At 60.2% G+C, this 15,374-nt stretch carries 17 protein-coding genes; 16 read left to right on the top strand and 1 reads right to left on the bottom strand.

The window, feature by feature from the left end; all coding sequences use genetic code 11:
* The first annotated feature begins 98 nt into the window (after positions 1–98).
* The 16 genes from wecB to ACH0BU_RS13670 all read left to right on the top strand — a co-directional run bounded on the left by wecB (position 99) and on the right by ACH0BU_RS13670 (position 14,020).
* On the top strand, positions 99–1,214 hold the full coding sequence (wecB, locus tag ACH0BU_RS13745) for a non-hydrolyzing UDP-N-acetylglucosamine 2-epimerase (RefSeq protein WP_500264194.1): 1,116 nt from the start codon (positions 99–101) through the stop codon (positions 1,212–1,214).
* Positions 1,201–2,496, top strand: coding sequence for a UDP-N-acetyl-D-mannosamine dehydrogenase (gene wecC / locus ACH0BU_RS13740; RefSeq protein ID WP_296220906.1), 1,296 nt, complete (start codon positions 1,201–1,203; stop codon positions 2,494–2,496). The genes wecB and wecC overlap by 14 nt, the downstream gene beginning before the upstream one ends.
* A gap of 68 nt (positions 2,497–2,564) precedes the next feature.
* Positions 2,565–3,344 (top strand): metallophosphoesterase, encoded by a 780-nt coding sequence (locus tag ACH0BU_RS13735; protein ID WP_296220907.1) that lies wholly within the window; start codon positions 2,565–2,567, stop codon positions 3,342–3,344.
* Positions 3,345–3,483: 139 nt separating this feature from the next.
* Positions 3,484–3,726: a hypothetical protein gene (locus ACH0BU_RS13730; protein WP_301089724.1), complete on the top strand. Its 243-nt coding sequence runs from the start codon at positions 3,484–3,486 to the stop codon at positions 3,724–3,726.
* A 181-nt stretch (positions 3,727–3,907) separates the two neighbouring features.
* Complete coding sequence (locus tag ACH0BU_RS13725) at positions 3,908–5,980, top strand: catalase (RefSeq protein WP_296222816.1); 2,073 nt, start codon at positions 3,908–3,910, stop codon at positions 5,978–5,980.
* A gap of 208 nt (positions 5,981–6,188) precedes the next feature.
* Positions 6,189–6,926 carry an SDR family oxidoreductase gene (locus tag ACH0BU_RS13720; RefSeq protein ID WP_296222817.1) on the top strand — a complete coding sequence of 246 codons (738 nt, stop codon included), beginning with the start codon at positions 6,189–6,191 and terminating at the stop codon, positions 6,924–6,926.
* Positions 6,927–7,192: 266 nt separating this feature from the next.
* Positions 7,193–8,533: a tyrosine-type recombinase/integrase gene (locus tag ACH0BU_RS13715; RefSeq protein WP_500264193.1), complete on the top strand. Its 1,341-nt coding sequence runs from the start codon at positions 7,193–7,195 to the stop codon at positions 8,531–8,533.
* Positions 8,517–9,011: a hypothetical protein gene (locus ACH0BU_RS13710; protein WP_500264192.1), complete on the top strand. Its 495-nt coding sequence runs from the start codon at positions 8,517–8,519 to the stop codon at positions 9,009–9,011. The genes ACH0BU_RS13715 and ACH0BU_RS13710 overlap by 17 nt, the downstream gene beginning before the upstream one ends.
* 74 nt (positions 9,012–9,085) lie before the next feature.
* A complete protein-coding gene (locus ACH0BU_RS13705; protein WP_500264191.1) occupies positions 9,086–9,322 on the top strand; it encodes a hypothetical protein in 237 nt (78 codons plus the stop codon).
* Between the two features lie 131 nt (positions 9,323–9,453).
* On the top strand, positions 9,454–9,663 hold the full coding sequence (locus ACH0BU_RS13700; protein WP_500264190.1) for a helix-turn-helix domain-containing protein: 210 nt from the start codon (positions 9,454–9,456) through the stop codon (positions 9,661–9,663).
* An 85-nt stretch (positions 9,664–9,748) separates the two neighbouring features.
* Positions 9,749–11,695: a bifunctional DNA primase/polymerase gene (locus ACH0BU_RS13695; protein ID WP_500264189.1), complete on the top strand. Its 1,947-nt coding sequence runs from the start codon at positions 9,749–9,751 to the stop codon at positions 11,693–11,695.
* 395 nt (positions 11,696–12,090) lie between these two features.
* Complete coding sequence (locus tag ACH0BU_RS13690; RefSeq protein ID WP_500264188.1) at positions 12,091–12,525, top strand: hypothetical protein; 435 nt, start codon at positions 12,091–12,093, stop codon at positions 12,523–12,525.
* Between the two features lie 33 nt (positions 12,526–12,558).
* A complete protein-coding gene (locus tag ACH0BU_RS13685; protein ID WP_500264187.1) occupies positions 12,559–13,173 on the top strand; it encodes a hypothetical protein in 615 nt (204 codons plus the stop codon).
* Positions 13,163–13,609 carry a hypothetical protein gene (locus tag ACH0BU_RS13680; protein ID WP_500264186.1) on the top strand — a complete coding sequence of 149 codons (447 nt, stop codon included), beginning with the start codon at positions 13,163–13,165 and terminating at the stop codon, positions 13,607–13,609. Before ACH0BU_RS13685 ends, ACH0BU_RS13680 begins: the two co-directional genes overlap by 11 nt.
* Positions 13,599–13,808: a hypothetical protein gene (locus ACH0BU_RS13675; RefSeq protein WP_500264185.1), complete on the top strand. Its 210-nt coding sequence runs from the start codon at positions 13,599–13,601 to the stop codon at positions 13,806–13,808. Before ACH0BU_RS13680 ends, ACH0BU_RS13675 begins: the two co-directional genes overlap by 11 nt.
* A complete protein-coding gene (locus ACH0BU_RS13670; protein WP_500264184.1) occupies positions 13,805–14,020 on the top strand; it encodes a hypothetical protein in 216 nt (71 codons plus the stop codon). Before ACH0BU_RS13675 ends, ACH0BU_RS13670 begins: the two co-directional genes overlap by 4 nt.
* A gap of 265 nt (positions 14,021–14,285) precedes the next feature.
* On the opposite strand, the gene ACH0BU_RS13665 is transcribed toward ACH0BU_RS13670, so the two are convergent.
* Positions 14,286–14,987, bottom strand: coding sequence for a hypothetical protein (locus tag ACH0BU_RS13665; RefSeq protein WP_500264183.1), 702 nt, complete (start codon positions 14,985–14,987; stop codon positions 14,286–14,288).
* Between the last annotated feature and the right edge of the window lie 387 nt (positions 14,988–15,374).

The raw sequence follows: 15,374 nt of genomic DNA, 5'->3' as shown, positions 1-15,374 counted from the left end.
TTGCGGTGCGCTTTAGCGAGGCTGCGGTGAAGGGCAAAGCCGCTGACGCAATTTTGGATTTAGTCTGCTCTTAACGCGCCATGTGCTAGGTGGTCGCCATGAAGACCTTGGTGATTTTCGGCACCCGGCCAGAAGCTATCAAATTGTTTCCCGTGGTGCGGGCGTTAGAGGCGAAGCCAGGCATTCAGGTTCGCACCTGCGTCACCGCCCAGCATCGCGGCTTACTCGATCAGGTGTTGGCGATCGCCGGGCTTTCACCGGACATCGATCTCGACCTCATGGAGCCTGGCCAGACCCTCGACCGGCTGACCGGCCGATTGCTGGCAGGTATTGGCGAGGTGCTCGATCGCGAGCAGCCCGACCGCGTCATCGTGCAGGGCGACACCACGACCGCGATGACAGCCGCTCTGGCCGCCTATTACCGCAAGATTCCCGTTGCTCATGTGGAGGCGGGCCTTCGCTCGAGCAACATCTACCATCCGTGGCCAGAAGAAGTGAATCGCCGCATCGTTGCGCCAATCGCAGATCTTCATTTCGCACCCACCGCGACCGCAGCAGAGGCGCTCGCGCGTGAGAACATCCTGTCGGGCGTCCATGTCACGGGGAACACCGTGATCGACGCCCTTCATTGGACGAACGACCGGATCTCACATGATCCTTCGCTCGCCGCGGGATTGGACCCCGTCCTGAGCCGCTTTGCTGATCGCCGGATTGTGCTGGTCACCACTCACCGGCGAGAAAACTTCGGCGACGGTATGGCGGCGATTGCACGCGCGATCGCCCGCATCGCCGAGGATCGGGACGCTGCAGTGCTGTTCCCGATGCACCCGAACCCGAACGTCGTCTCCGTCATGGAAAAGACGCTTGGCGCTCGCGATAAAGTGGCGCGCATCGAACCGCTTGATTACCCCCATTTTATCCGAGCGCTGAACGCCTGCACCTTGGTGCTCACCGATTCCGGCGGGGTTCAGGAGGAGGCGCCCGCGCTCGGCAAACCCGTGCTGGTGATGCGAGACACGACGGAACGACCTGAGGGTGTAGTGGCTGGGACCGCTAAACTGGTGGGCACTGCCGAGGAGCGGATCGTTTCCGAAGTTTTCACGCTTCTCGACGACGAGCGCGCCTACGCAGCAATGGCCCGCGCCCACAATCCCTTTGGCGACGGCCGTGCGAGTGAACGGATCGCGGAGATCATTGCCAATGCTGTCAGATAACGAGCTAAAGGTCGCGGTTCTCGGGCTCGGGTACATCGGCCTTCCGACCGCGGCAGTGATTGCTCGCACTGGCGCGAGCGTGCTTGGCATTGATGTTCATCAGAACGTGGTCGACACGGTCAACTCGGGCAAGGTCCACATCGAGGAAGTGGACTTGGACGGGCTTGTCTCGGGCGTGGTCGGACGCGGTTACCTTCGCGCATCGACCGTGCTGGAGCCGGCGGACGTGTTCGTCATCGCCGTTCCCACGCCCTTCGCCGAGGATCGCAGACCCGACACGGGCTTTGTCCTCGAGGCGGCGCGCGCGGTCTCCTCCGTCTTGAAGGCTGGAGACACGGTGATCCTTGAATCAACCTCCCCCGTCGGCACCACCGAGCACGTGCGCGATTTGCTCGCTGAGCTGCGCCCCGAGCTACGTGCGCCGGGCATCAGCGAAAGCTCGGACTATGCGGTCGCCTACTGCCCCGAACGGGTGTTGCCTGGTCGCATTCTCGTCGAATTGATCGACAATGATCGGGTCATCGGCGGGATCACACCCCGTTGTGCGCGCAAGGCGCTCACCTTCTACCGCCGTTTTGTTCGAGGCGCATGTATCACGACCAGCGCTCGGGCAGCGGAGATGACGAAGCTCACCGAAAACGCGTTCCGCGACGTGAATATCGCCTTTGCCAACGAACTGAGCCTGGTTGCCGACACGATGGGCGTCGACGTCTGGGAGGTCATCCGGCTCGCCAATCGTCACCCGCGTGTCAACATCCTTCAGCCCGGACCGGGCGTAGGGGGTCATTGCATCGCCGTCGATCCGTGGTTTCTGGTCGCAGCGGACCCGAAGAATACGCCGTTGATCCGGACGGCGCGCGAGGTGAATGACGGCAAGACAGACCACGTGATCGCAGCAGCGGCGGCGATGATAGCCACCAACCCCGGTGTACCCGTCGCGTGCATGGGGCTCGCCTTCAAGGCAAACATCGACGATTTCCGCGAGAGCCCTGCGCTGAAAGTGGCATTGGCGCTGGCGCGGCAATTCCCCGACCAGATCAAAATTGTCGAACCCTATGCCCGGAATCTGCCGAACGCCTTCGAGGCAACCGGTGCGCGGCTAATTGACGTGGATGCGGCAATCGAAACGTGTCCAATCATGATCGTCCTCGTCGACCATGACGTATTCCGATCGATTCCGCTCGAGGAACGCGCCGACAAGCGCGTTCTGGATACCCGCGGCATCTGGCCCGACCAACCCCCGCTACGTTCGGACGCTCGACTAGGACGACGGACAAGCTGATCGGCGTTGTTGCGGGGGCTGACCCGCTCGGCTAGTTGGTCGGCTCTTTGCACAAAGATCTGCCTGCCATGTTCTCGCGTTTGCTTTCACGCCGTCGTCCGAGTGCACCACCTGCCCAGCTTCCGGCGGGCCGGCGCCTCTATGCGATTGGCGACGTGCACGGCCGACTTGATCTTCTTGACGAACTACTACGGCGCATCGACGCTGACGACGCGTCGCGCGGCGGAGCGCAAACAGGAATCATCCTGCTCGGCGATCTCGTGGATCGCGGGCCTGATTCCGCTGGTGTGGTGGAGCGCGTTCGGCAGATGTGCGCCAGTCGACAGGACGTGCGATGCCTTTGCGGCAATCATGAGGAAATCTTCCTCGGCGCCTATGACGGGGATCCGGACCTCGTTCGCCTCCTGCTCCGGGCAGGCGGGCACGAAACGCTGCTCAGCTACGGCATGAAAGCAGCTGCCATCGATCAGGCCACCATACCCGAACTCGTCGACATGATGGCCCGAGACATACCGGCAGAGCAGATTGCCTTCCTCCGGTCTCTCGACGACTATCTCCTGGAAGGAGACTATCTGTTCGTTCACGCTGGCATACGCCCGGGGCTACCACTGGAACAGCAGACCTCCCGCGACCTGCGCTGGATAAGGCAGCCCTTCCTCGAACATGGCGGTCATCATGGAAAGTACGTCGTCCACGGCCACACCATCACGGACGGGGTAGATGAGCGGGCCAACCGAATCGGCATAGATACGGGCGCCTACCGAACAGGCCGGCTAACCGCGGTTGGAATCGAGGGCGAGCACCGTTGGATCATCGATACTGTTGATCATCATGGAAGTGGCACGTGAGGTTCATCACATTTCCGCTAAAGTGTTGCGGAAATGCCTTGATTGGAAAGCGTTCTGAGCGCTGTTGACCAACATATGAGATTGCGCTGCACTGCAAACTCTGTCAGATGGCCGTGACGGACAAAAAAGGGAGTTCGTGATGAAGGTTCGTGGTTACCTCGCGGCTGTTGCCGCTGCTTCGCTGGCTGCAGCTCCTGCTGTTGCGGCTCCGACCTCGGCATCCAGCCTGTCGGTTGCCAAGGCTGCTCGCGCCAGCACCTCCACCGCCAAGGCCGACAAGGCTGCTGGCGGCGGCGTGATCATTGCCGTTCTCGCCGCTGCTGCGGTGATCGCCGGTATCGTGGTCATCGCTGACTCGGACGACGACGCCGACAGCAACTGAGTCTCAGCTCAGGATAATGAAATAGCGGCTTTCGGGCCGCTATTTTTTTGTCTGAGCGGCGGGAGCCCACACGGCCCTTTGGACGTCGTTTCCTTCAAAGAATAACCGCGTCAGCCAGCACCGTTTCGCGGCCCCATTCGTTTGCAGCCTTGATCCAGGTAATTGAGGCAAGGAAACGGTAATGAGCAACGGCGCAACGAACCACGGTGCCGGTGGCGAGCCGCACCAGCAGGCTAGCGGTGACGAGCAGGTGCTCACCACCAACCATGGCGTGCCTGTCAGCGACAACCAGAACAGCCTGAAATCCGGGCGGCGCGGACCTACCCTTCTCGAGGATTTCGTCCTTCGGGAGAAGATATTCCACTTCGATCACGAACGCATCCCTGAGCGCATCGTACACGCTCGTGGCTCCGGCGCGCATGGGTTCTTCGAGGCCACTGCCGATATCAGCGAACTGAGCAAGGCAGCAGTGTTCAAGAAGGGCGAAAAAACCGAGGTGTTCGTTCGCTTTTCGACTGTCGCCGGCGGCGCAGGGTCGGTCGACACCCCGCGCGACGTGCGTGGCTTTGCGGTGAAGTTCTACACCACCGAAGGCAATTGGGATCTGGTCGGCAACAACATACCCGTTTTCTTCATACAGGATGCCATCAAGTTCCCGGACCTGGTGCATGCGGTAAAGATGGAGGCCGATCGCGCCTATCCACAGGCCGGAAGCGCGCACGATACATTCTGGGACTGGGCGTCGTTGATGCCCGAATCCACCCACATGCTGATGTGGGCTATGTCGGACCGCACCCTTCCCCGCTCCTTCCGGATGATGGAGGGCTTCGGCGTCCACACGTTCAAGCTCGTCAACGCCGACGGACACGCCAGCTTCGTCAAATTCCACTGGAAACCTCGACTGGGCCTGCAATCGACGATCTGGGACGAGGCTTTGAAGTTGCAGGCGGCAGACAATGATTATCAGCGCCGCGATCTGTGGGAAGCGATCGACACGGGGGCATTCCCGCAATGGGATCTTGGAATCCAGGTGTTCGACCAAGCCTTCGCCGAAGCGCAGCCCTACGACGTTCTTGATGCAACGAAGCTGATCCCGGAAGAGGATGTTCCCGTCCGGATCGTCGGTACGCTGACGCTGAACCGAAACCCCGACAACTTTTTCGCGGAAACCGAGCAGGTGGCTTTCCTGCCAACGAACATCGTCCCCGGCATCGATTTCACGAATGATCCGCTGCTCCAGGGACGTCTGTTCAGCTACCTCGACACGCAAAACTCGCGCCTCGGCACCACAAACTTCCATCAAATTCCGATCAACGCGCCCCGCTGCCCCTTCGGCAATTTCCAGCGGGACGGAAAGATGCAGACACAGGTCCCCAAGGGCCGCGCCAATTACGAGCCAAACAGCCTGGCAGCGCATGGAGAGGAAGGTGGTCCTCGCGAATCCCGGGATCGTGGCTTTCGCACCGTCACTGCGCCATCCGGCAGCGACGAACAGGGAGAGAAGCTGCGCGTCCGGGCCGAGCTGTTCGCCGACCATTACAGCCAGGCCCGGCTATTCTACCGCTCGCAGACGCCAGCCGAGCAGGCGCATATAGCCTCATCATTCGTGTTCGAACTGTCGAAGGTCGGCCTGCTTGATCAGGTACCGCCCCGCATGGTCGCCAACCTTCGCAACGTTGACGAAGATCTGGCGAGGCGTGTCGCGGACGGGCTCGGAATCGACCTTCCGGAAAAGGCACCAGCCGCACGTGAGCCAGTGGACCTGCCATCCTCCGGCGCTCTGTCGATCCACAAGAACATGAAGGAAACCCTCGACGGGCGCGCCGTCGGCATCCTCTTCGCAGAAGGAAGCGACGCATCGACACTCGATAGCCTGGTCGCCGCTGTTGAAGCGGAAGGCGGCAAAGCGGTACTGGTCTCTCCAAAGGTAAATGGCGCCCCCCTGTCAGACGGCAGCAAAAGAAAGGCCGATGGACAATTGGCCGGAACGCCCTCCCAATTGTTCGACGCGGTTGCGGTAGTGGTCTCGGAAGACGGCTGTGCAGCGCTGTTGAAGGAAGCCGCCGCTGTTCAGTTTGTCATGGATGCGTTCGGGCACCTCAAGGCGATCGGCGCCAGCGCGGAGGCGCAGCCACTGCTGGACAAGGCTGGCGTGCAGAAGGACGAAGGTGTGACCACGCCGGACGGCAGCTTCGTGTCGGCGGCCAAACGCCGCTTCTACGACCGGGAGCCTGCGATCCGGATGCTTGCCTGATCTGGCTCCCTCAATCCCGCACGCTCGCATCGCCGAGCGTACGGGATTGGGAAGGGCAGCCTCTCCCATTCCCCTGCACATCGGTGATCACGACGAGCAGAGCTTCTCACAAACGCTGCGCCCGATATCAGGCAGACGCGTTGCAAGGGGTGTGGATTGCGGCCACTCCAGCCGGGCGCCGACGGTCGGCGCAATTACGGGAAGAGGCGTGTTCCAGCTGGACGGCAAGGTCGCATTGGTGACGGGCGCAAGCGGCGGACTGGGCGCAGAGATCGCGCGCGGCCTCTGCTGGGCGGGCGCCCATGTCATCCTCCAAGGACGCAATCTGGATCGGCTTACCGCTCTGGGCGAGACATTGACGACGCTGGGTGGATCGGCAGCCGTTGCGGCGGTAGACCTTCGCGCGGATAATGCGGCCTCGACGCTGCTCGCTCACCACGGCGCGGTCGATATTTTGGTCAACAATGCCGGCCAGCGCGACCGCCGCGCGCTGCAGATGATCGATCGAGCGTCGGTCAGAGATATGCTAGAGACAAATCTCGTCGCACCCTTCGACCTCGCCCGTCGCTTCAGCGCCGGGATGCAACCCGGCGGACGCATCATCAACATCAGTTCAATCGCCGGCCAAATAGCCCGGTCCGGCGACGCTGCCTACACCATGTCGAAAGGTGGTCTGGAGGCACTGACACGTGCGCTCGCCGCCGAACTCGGCCCCGCCCAGATCACCGTCAACGCGGTCGCGCCCGGCTACTTCGCCACCGAAGCCAATGCGGCCATGATTGCCGATCCAGCCATTGCCGAACATCTACAGCGCCGCACATCGCTCGGCCGTTGGGGCCGCCCGGAAGAGATTGTGGGCGCCGTCCTCTTCTTCGCCTCGCCAGCCGCATCCTATGTGACCGGACAAGTTCTGGCCGTCGACGGCGGCTATCTAGCACACTTTTGAAAGGAAAGTTTTGCCCGAGCCTGTGGCATTCACCGCCGAAATCTCGGCAAGGGAAGCTGGCGCACCCGACAGGATTCGAACCTGTGGCCTCTGCCTTCGGAGGGCGACGGTTTAGGCTTCCCCGGCATTCCCGCATATTTCCCGATCTTACTAAAAACGCCGCGTTTTCTGGCCTTTCCTGCCTCTGATGATTGATTGAGCTTACCGACGTTGGTACGAGATGCCCCGACATGTGCTACCCACGTGCTACCCCGGAGGGCGTTGAAATGAAGGCGGGCAAGCTTACACAATCGGCCGTGAAGGGGCTGGGAAGCCGCCTTAGCGACTATGTGCAATGGTGCGGGGAGTTGCCCGGCTTCGGGTGCCGAGTGCGTCCCAGCGGCGCTAAATCGTTCGTGGCTCAATACCGGATCGGCGGGCGGCGGGGCGTCACGCGAAAGGTGACGATCGGCAGCTATGGCAAACTGACCGTCGAGGAAGCGCGCGCCGAGGCCAAGCGTATCCTTCGGAATGCCGAACTTGGGAACGATGAGGCCGCAGAGCGCGCGAAGCAGCGCAAGGAGATGACCGTTGCAGAGCTATGCGACGAGTATCTACGCGAGGGCATTGACCACAAGAAGGCGTCAACCATCGCGACCGACAGAGGACGGATCGAGCGTCACATAAAGCCGCTGTTGGGCAACCGCCGAATCGGATCGATCGAAGACACCGATATCGCCCGCTTCATGAAGGACGTGGCGAACGGCAAAACCGCCACCGACGTGAAAACGGGCAAGTTTGGCCGCGCCATCGTGACGGGTGGCAAAGGCACCGCAACGCGCACGGTGCGCCTGTTAGGCGGGATATTCGCCTATGCCGTCAAACAGAAGTACCTCAAGGTGAACCCCCGCGCCGGTGTGAAGGTATATGCCGACAAAAAGGGCGAGCGATACCTTAGCGCCGATGAGCTTGCCCGACTGGGGGATGCGTTACGCGAGGCCGAAACGGTCGGGCTGCCGTGGATCATACGCGAGGACGCGAAGGCCAAACATCGCCCGAAGGATGCTGAGACGCAGCGCGAGCTAATCTCGCCCCATGCCATTGCGGCCATCCGGCTCCTGATCCTGACTGGGTGCCGAGCGGGCGAGATATTGAAGCTCCGTTGGCAGGATGTGGATTTTGAGCGCGGTTTTCTCAACCTTCCCGACAGTAAGACGGGAGCTAAGGTTGTCGTCCTGGCCGCACCCGCGTTGGCGGTGCTGGCTGACCTACCGCGCTTGAAAGATAATCCTTTTGTTGTCGTCGGCGACAAGGCGGGCCAGCCGCGCTCGGACCTGAAGCGCCCGTGGGCGCGCGTGACGGCGCGCGCAGGATTAGCAGACGTTCGCTTGCATGACCTTCGCCATACCTTCGCTAGCGCGGGGGCTGGGGCCGGTATGGGATTGCCGATTGTCGGGAAGCTCCTAGGCCATGCTTCGCAAGCAACAACCGCCCGTTATGCCCACTTGGCTGACAATCCGTTGCGGCAAGGCGCGAATCTTATCGCTGGATCGCTGGCCGCTGGGCTGGAGGGCAAGGCTGGCGTCGTCGTGCCAATCGGGAGCGGGGCACATGCCAAAGCTTCCTGAGCCATGGCGGGCATGGTTCGATAGGGCGACGGCAAACCGGGCGCGTTTATCGGACGGCATGATAAGCGAAGGCGCATTCTATGTTGCCGGCGATCCCGACCTTTCCGAAGGGCCGGACCCCGCGTTGTTAGCGGACGGATTGCGCCTATTCGCCAGCCGAGGGTCGTGCCCACCCGAATTACTGAGCGCGCTAGCCGACATGTTCGACCCCCCTGCCGCGTATCGCGAGGCAACCGCAAAGATTGTGCGCCCGCGTGGTGGCAAAGCCGCGCGCTATACCTGGTACGAGGTCGGACAGCGCGCCGATGAGTTAGCGGAACGGGATGGATACGCCTCCGCTATCGCGGCAGTCTGCGTCGAATTTGGATATGGCGAGACGGCCGCAAAGAATGCCCTGGCCAACTATCGAGAGGCCGACCGATTGTACTGGGAGGCGACGCAGGACGCCGGAAGTAGCTCCAGTTCAAACCGCGATTGAACTGACCACGCATCCTTTTGCTAATCTCGAGAAATGACCATAGCTGGATTGCCGTCACTCGATGAGGATACGGCATGATGCAGACCGCAAAAGACTACCTCCGGCGCGATGAGGCGGCGCGTTACCTACAGCGACGCTACGGCGCTTATACCGCGCAAACCCTTGCGAAACTCGCCTGTGTTGGCGGCGGCCCCATCTATCGCAAGGTCGGGCGTATCGCCCTTTATCAAGCCCACGATTTAGACACTTGGATGGCATCGCGCATGTCAGGGCCAATCGAAAACACTGCCCAGCTACAAGCGGCGCGATAGTGTCAACTGCAGCTTTAATGCGACACTAGATTAAAATCGTGCACTTTGCTGCTCTGTTGAACAAATCCGAAAAACGCTAGCCTGATTGCATCGCTGGGAAACTGGCGAACTCGCAATACAGGACGCGTACAATGAGCATTCAAAGAAACAAGATTTCCGGCGATGTTATCGAGCCACTTGCGGTATCAGTGACGAACGCCGCCAAGCTACTCGGCATCGGCCGTACCGTCGCTTATGAGATGATCCGGTGCGGTAAGTTGGACACCGTACATATCGGACGGCGCAACATGGTTCGCATGTCCTCGCTACGTCGCCTGATCGGTGAACCCTCTTACGCCTGATGCAAAGAAAAAGGCCGGAGCGTTGCCCCGGCCCAAAATTGTTGACCCGGTGGATTGCAGCCACCGAAACTAAGGTAATTAGAGAATGAACAATAGCGAAAATTCCCTTGGCATGCAAGGGGCAGTCGTCGACGCATCATCGATTGCATTACTTGAAGCAGCATTGGACTATGCCGCGAAGGGCTGGCCAGTGTTCCCGTGCCGCGCCCGCGATAGCGAGGCCGGGAAAGCCAAAAGCCCCTATGTTTCGGGCGGCTTCAAATCGGCTTCATGCGATCCAGCCGTTATCCGGGCGTGGTGGGCGCAATGGCCTGACGCGATGATCGCAGCGCCTACGGGGGCCGCGATCGGGGCTTGGGTGCTGGATATTGATGACGAACCCGCCTTTGCTGCTGTCGAGCGAGAACTAGGCTTGCCCGCAACCCGTGCCAGCCGCACCAGCAAGGGACGACACTTATTCTTCGCGTGGGATGACACGGACCCGGTGCGAAACTCGCAAAAATGTGCAGACCTGCCCGGAGCTGATGTTCGTGGCGAGGGCGGGTACGTCATTCTTCCGCCTTCACTGCACCCGTCAGGTGCTGCCTACACCTGGATACGCGATGAGGATGCCAGCGAGCCGCCAGCCGCCCTAATGGCGATCCTACCGACAAAGTCTGGCAAGCGGACGTCTGAGGCGAATGATACCCGCTATGCTGTTTGTACCGCCGCCTACAACGCGATTGCTGTCGAGGAGCTTGGCTTGCCCGAATGGGTGAATAGCGAAGCCGCCCGCCTCGCTATGGTCGTGACACCGAAAGGCGCGCGGTCGGAAGCGGTAAACGGATTCGTTGCCCAAGCCATCCGCGAAGGTTGGACAGACGCGGAAATCGGGGGCGTCCTCATTCACCCCGACAACGCGATTTCCGAGCGTGTTCGCGAGCTTTCTGACCCTAAGCGCGAGATTGATCGGGCGATCGCACACTATCGCACGGACGAGCGTGTTGCTGACGGCGAGCTTCCGCATATCCGCAATTATCCGCGCATAGATTGGGACAAGTTCCTTGCGAACTGTCTGGCGAAGCAGCAAGGTAAAGCACCCCTGCACGCGAACGACAATAGAATTGGCATAGTGGCAACAAAGGGCATTACAGCTCGCGAATTGTTGCTGTTAGACTTCCCTCCCGTCAAATGGATCGTGCCCAACATCATCCCTGAAGGGCTGACCGTCCTCGCAGGCGCACCCAAGGTTGGCAAATCCTGGTTGGCGCTCGACATTGCTACGGCAGTTGCGGAGGGAGCGCCGGCGCTTGGGGGAATTCAATGCGAGCAGGGACGTTCACTCTATCTCGCATTAGAAGATAATCAACGCCGACTTGCCGATCGTTTGCGAATGATGGGGTACCAGCACGGCTCTGACAACCTTGTCCTCATGACCGAGTGGCCTTCCATCGATGAAGGCTGCGTGGATGAACTTGAGCGTTGGGCTGACGCTAACCCTGATGCCCGCCTAGTCACGATCGACGTGTTCGCAAAGGTAAAGTCTTCCACGGGCGGCAACAAGCCACAATATGAGATCGACTATAAAGAGGTATCTACGCTCCAGCGCTTCGCGATCGAACGTAGTTTGGGCGTCATTTTGGTGCATCACACTCGAAAGATGGACTCGGATGATCCGTTTGACGCCGTGAGCGGCACGCGAGGCATTACCGGGTCTGCTGATAGCACGCTTGTACTGAGCAAGGGGTTCGGTGGGCATCAGCCCGGCCTTTATGGGCGTGGGCGCGATGTTGAGGAGTTTGAAAAGCAGCTCATATTCGATGCTTGCAAGTGCAGGTGGCTCATCTGCGGCAACATCATCGCGCCCGTTGCCTCCCCCGAGCAACGCCAGATTCTCGAAGCCATGAGAGCCGCAAGCGAGCCTATGGCTCTTTCGGAGATTGCCGAAGCCGTTGGCAAAAGCGCGTCCAATGTTACCCAGATGCTGAGCAAGCTCGAAATTGCCGGACGCGTGATAAAGCCCGCTTACGGCAGATATGCGATCGCCCAATAGGTACGCGGCTGTAGGCACAGAGGATAGCCTATCAACCCGCCACTAAATCCACTGAATCCACTAAATCTAGCGTTCTGTTTTGTTCAGTTTTAGTGGATTCATCGAATTAAGTGGTTTGGGCTTAGACAGCTAAAACCGTCAGCCGTTGCCGCCGTGAGGCAAAGGCCAGCTACCATTTCAAACACCTAACCTGCTATTTTCTAAGGCTTGTCGCGACACCTGCCGCGTGCCGTTACCAGGCAGGCATCCCATGGGCATCACGCTAGGTTAAAGCGCAGTCGAAGTGTGACAGAGATGCTACACTTAAAAGAAAACAGATATTTTATCCAAAAGTCGCGCCCTACCGCCGATGGACGTATTTGGCTATTCTGATCTTATCGGAAAGGAAATCCAAGTTGAACCAGTACATCGACAAGTCTGGCCGCTTTGTTAGCCGAGATGAAGCCGTTGACGAGGGCGGTATGGTACGGCCCGGTTACTCTGTTCGTGTCTCGCTGCTCGCAACGGATGCCGCACCTACTCGAATGATGTTCTTCGACAGCGCATCGACTGGCGACAGCGATATTCACGCATTTGCCGACAGTGCTGATGGGCAAGCTGTGATCCAGCGTGAACGCCGCAAGCATGAGGCCAGCCGCGCCCACATGGGGGCGGATGCGCGCCCGTTCGATCCTGCCGAGGCGATGGGCGCGGTTCACGCGGCCATGTTGGATAAACGCCGCCGCGATGGCCTCAAGGCAGGAATCGCCCCGGCTGCCGCGCCAGTGACCGGCTGGGCGGAGGGCGAGCGCTTGGCCCGCAAGAAGTTGATGAGCGAGGCGTGGCGCTGAGCGCCCACCGGACAAACCAAAGGAGCTAGAACGTTGCCCACCACCCCGAACCTGATTGATCGTATCCGCCAAGCGCTACAGGACACCTGGACGGCGCAAGCGGTTGCCCAGTTGATTGGCGAAGTTGAGACTGCCCTATCAGCCGCACGGACGCGCACCGATGAAGCGGAGGCGATTGCCCGCGATCCATTTACGGACGAAGCGGCAGCAAAGGCTGCGCGTACCGAGGCAGATAGCAACCGGATCGCCGCCGAGCGTCTGGACGCCGCGCACGCGCGATTGGTGGAACGACGGCTTTCCTTGGGCACGGCAGAAGAACAAACACGGCGCGCGGCTCAGTACAACGCCGCCATGGCTGAGCGTGATGCTTTGGCCGATGCGATCCGCACCCGCTACCCGGACCTCGTAACCGAGCTTGTCGCCATGGCGCAGGGTATCAATGCGTCGAACGCTGCGGTTGATGCCGCGAACGTCAATCGGCCGGACGGCAAGGAACCGCTCGCCTATGCCGAGTGGATCGCCCGCGAAATCGCACCGGGTAACCACTCGCATCCCCGCATCGAGACGGCATTGAAGCTGCCCGCCGCGAAGGATGATAATTCCCTCGCGTGGCCCCCTCGCAACTTCATGGGCAATTATGCCTACTGATGCGCGAAACAACGCGGTGAAAACGCGCGGGAGGCCCTTTGCGGCTGGCAATCCCGGCAGGCCCAAGGGTGCCCGCCACAAGGCCACGCTGGCTGCCGAGGCACTGCTAGATGGTGAGGCCGAGGCTCTTACCCGCAAGGCTATCGACGCGGCGCTTGGGGGCGATGTGACGGCGTTACGGATCTGCCTCGACCGCATCTTGCCGGCTCGCAAGGAACGCCCCGTTACGTTCGCGCTGCCGCCGATCGCCAACGCCACCGACCACCCCGCCGCGCTCGAAGCCATCCTGACGGGCGTTGCCGTTGGCGATCTAACCCCCGGCGAAGCCCACGCATTCGCGGGCATTCTCAAGGAACATCGGGCTGCCATCGAAACTGCGGAGTTTGCCGCCCGGCTGGACGCGCTCGAAGCAAGGATCACACCCAATGGCGAGTGAAGCGAAGCGCCGCTTGGAGCGGATCGAGAAAACGCGCCCGGCGATCGACAATGAGATTACGGCCATCCGCTGGGAGATTGTTGACCCTGGTCCGAACGGGCCGGTGCAGACGGGAACGGTTCTTACAAGCTATCGCCAGCCCGATGGATCATTCGGCCCGCTGATCGAGGAAACGAACGGCAAGGTGGGCGAGCCATGAGGCCGAACGAGCGGCGCATTGCCCAGCTCGAAGCCCAAGCGCCCGAGCCGCCCAGCCCTTACGATCTGCACCGCCTGACAGACGACGAACTGATCGTGCTGGCGACGGCACCCGCCACCAATGGCATGGTAGAACCAGAAACGCTGCCGGAGCCGCTGCGGAGTGAGGTTGAGCGCATTCTGTCCAAAGCGAGCCGCGATCATGCCAGCTAAGCGCACCGGCCTGCGGGCGATCCTCACAGATGCCGAGATTGTGGCGATAGCCCTTGAGGCGTGCACCAATGATGCCCTGACGCCAGCACAGGCTGCGCTTGCCGACCGGGCTTGGAATAAGATGCTGCAATCGGACTACCGCGCTGAAAACCGGCTGGCGCGTCCGTGTTGCTGTCAGAGTTTGGCTGCTAGGTCGCTCCTTGCCTAGTAGCCAACCGGGGCGGGTGCCCTCCTTCACCCGCCCCGGCATACCACAACCAAGTAATTAGGAAGAGCTTGGGGCTTTCCACGAGCGCAGCGTCCCTGACGGGCTAACAAGCGCCACACTATCTATCTTTGCGCCTATCCAACAAGATACTGTGGCCAACTCAACAGGAGAGTCGACCGTCGCTCCAACGTAATCGGTAGAACATGCGCCGATGTGACCGCTTGGCAATCTCTCGACTGTTCCTCTTATTTCGAACTTAGCCGACAGTGCGAGCGCCTTTGCGGCTGCCCCCTCGATCTTCTCGCTGAACTCAAAGTTTGTTCGATCCAGCCCACTCACGGGGTAAATTCCCGACTCTCTGATAGATCTTGTTACAAATTTTACCCTTGCTCCGTATCCGTTCACACCGTCGCTAACCTCGACGACTTTATTGATGACTGAAAAGGGGATTATCTGGCTGTACGTTGACTGCTTATTGTCATCCGAACTTTTAACTTGAGAGCCGGAAAGCCGGACGGTCAATATACCGTTCTTGTATGAGTAGTAGGAGCCGTTTGAGACATCTGGCGTCGTGCGATCACCGTTTGTGGGGGAAACCGTGATCGAGAAGGATCTTCCAGCCAAATCATCGTTCAGTGTCCGAGAGGCGAATGCGTCTTCTCGTAAAGCCCAAAAGTCTGTTCGCGCCTTGGTAGCCAAGGCCGCGATATCGACATGCGAGGCTGCGGCTGCGGCTGCGGCTAGACCAACCATCGTCAAAATACGCATTTTTGCCCCGAACCTTATCGTTCGACGCATACTGCATCAAAAGAGCGAGGTATCAAGACGGCTGAAAAATCGGAGCATTACTACCCCGGTGCTACCCGACTGCTTGCCCGTAGAAGGATCGCAGAACTAAGCCATTGTAAAAGCTGGCGCACCCGACAGGATTCGAACCTGTGGCCTCTGCCTTCGGAGGGCTCGGGCGAACACGTGTTTGCTTGTACGCCCGCGCGAATCTGCGGCGGCAAGGCACCTGTTTTCGTCCCGCAGTTCATGTCAAACGACCACATAACGAACACAGCCAAAGCCTTGTCACTTGCCCTTCGGTCTTCAGAGCGATCCGTCGACATCACTGTTGTCGGTGCCAACGTATGCCTCGCTCGA

It is taken from the genome of Sphingomonas olei, from assembly GCF_045369765.1.
Classification (GTDB): domain Bacteria; phylum Pseudomonadota; class Alphaproteobacteria; order Sphingomonadales; family Sphingomonadaceae; genus Sphingomonas; species Sphingomonas panaciterrae.
Note: the sequence above shows the minus strand (reverse complement) of the source record. Positions and strands in the feature narration are given on the sequence as shown.

Bases quoted from the DNA above. Each gene is read 5' to 3' on its own strand.
- wecB (WP_500264194.1), top strand. From the start codon at position 99: ATGAAGACCTTGGTGATTTTCGGCACCCGGCCAGAAGCTATCAAATTG.
- ACH0BU_RS13710 (WP_500264192.1), top strand. From the start codon at position 8,517: ATGCCAAAGCTTCCTGAGCCATGGCGGGCATGGTTCGATAGGGCGACG.
- ACH0BU_RS13725 (WP_296222816.1), top strand. From the start codon at position 3,908: ATGAGCAACGGCGCAACGAACCACGGTGCCGGTGGCGAGCCGCACCAG.
- ACH0BU_RS13705 (WP_500264191.1), top strand. From the start codon at position 9,086: ATGATGCAGACCGCAAAAGACTACCTCCGGCGCGATGAGGCGGCGCGT.
- ACH0BU_RS13695 (WP_500264189.1), top strand. From the start codon at position 9,749: ATGAACAATAGCGAAAATTCCCTTGGCATGCAAGGGGCAGTCGTCGAC.
- ACH0BU_RS13700 (WP_500264190.1), top strand. From the start codon at position 9,454: ATGAGCATTCAAAGAAACAAGATTTCCGGCGATGTTATCGAGCCACTT.
- ACH0BU_RS13715 (WP_500264193.1), top strand. From the start codon at position 7,193: ATGAAGGCGGGCAAGCTTACACAATCGGCCGTGAAGGGGCTGGGAAGC.
- ACH0BU_RS13675 (WP_500264185.1), top strand. From the start codon at position 13,599: ATGGCGAGTGAAGCGAAGCGCCGCTTGGAGCGGATCGAGAAAACGCGC.
- ACH0BU_RS13730 (WP_301089724.1), top strand. From the start codon at position 3,484: ATGAAGGTTCGTGGTTACCTCGCGGCTGTTGCCGCTGCTTCGCTGGCT.
- ACH0BU_RS13735 (WP_296220907.1), top strand. From the start codon at position 2,565: ATGTTCTCGCGTTTGCTTTCACGCCGTCGTCCGAGTGCACCACCTGCC.
- ACH0BU_RS13680 (WP_500264186.1), top strand. From the start codon at position 13,163: ATGCCTACTGATGCGCGAAACAACGCGGTGAAAACGCGCGGGAGGCCC.
- ACH0BU_RS13670 (WP_500264184.1), top strand. From the start codon at position 13,805: ATGAGGCCGAACGAGCGGCGCATTGCCCAGCTCGAAGCCCAAGCGCCC.
- wecC (WP_296220906.1), top strand. From the start codon at position 1,201: ATGCTGTCAGATAACGAGCTAAAGGTCGCGGTTCTCGGGCTCGGGTAC.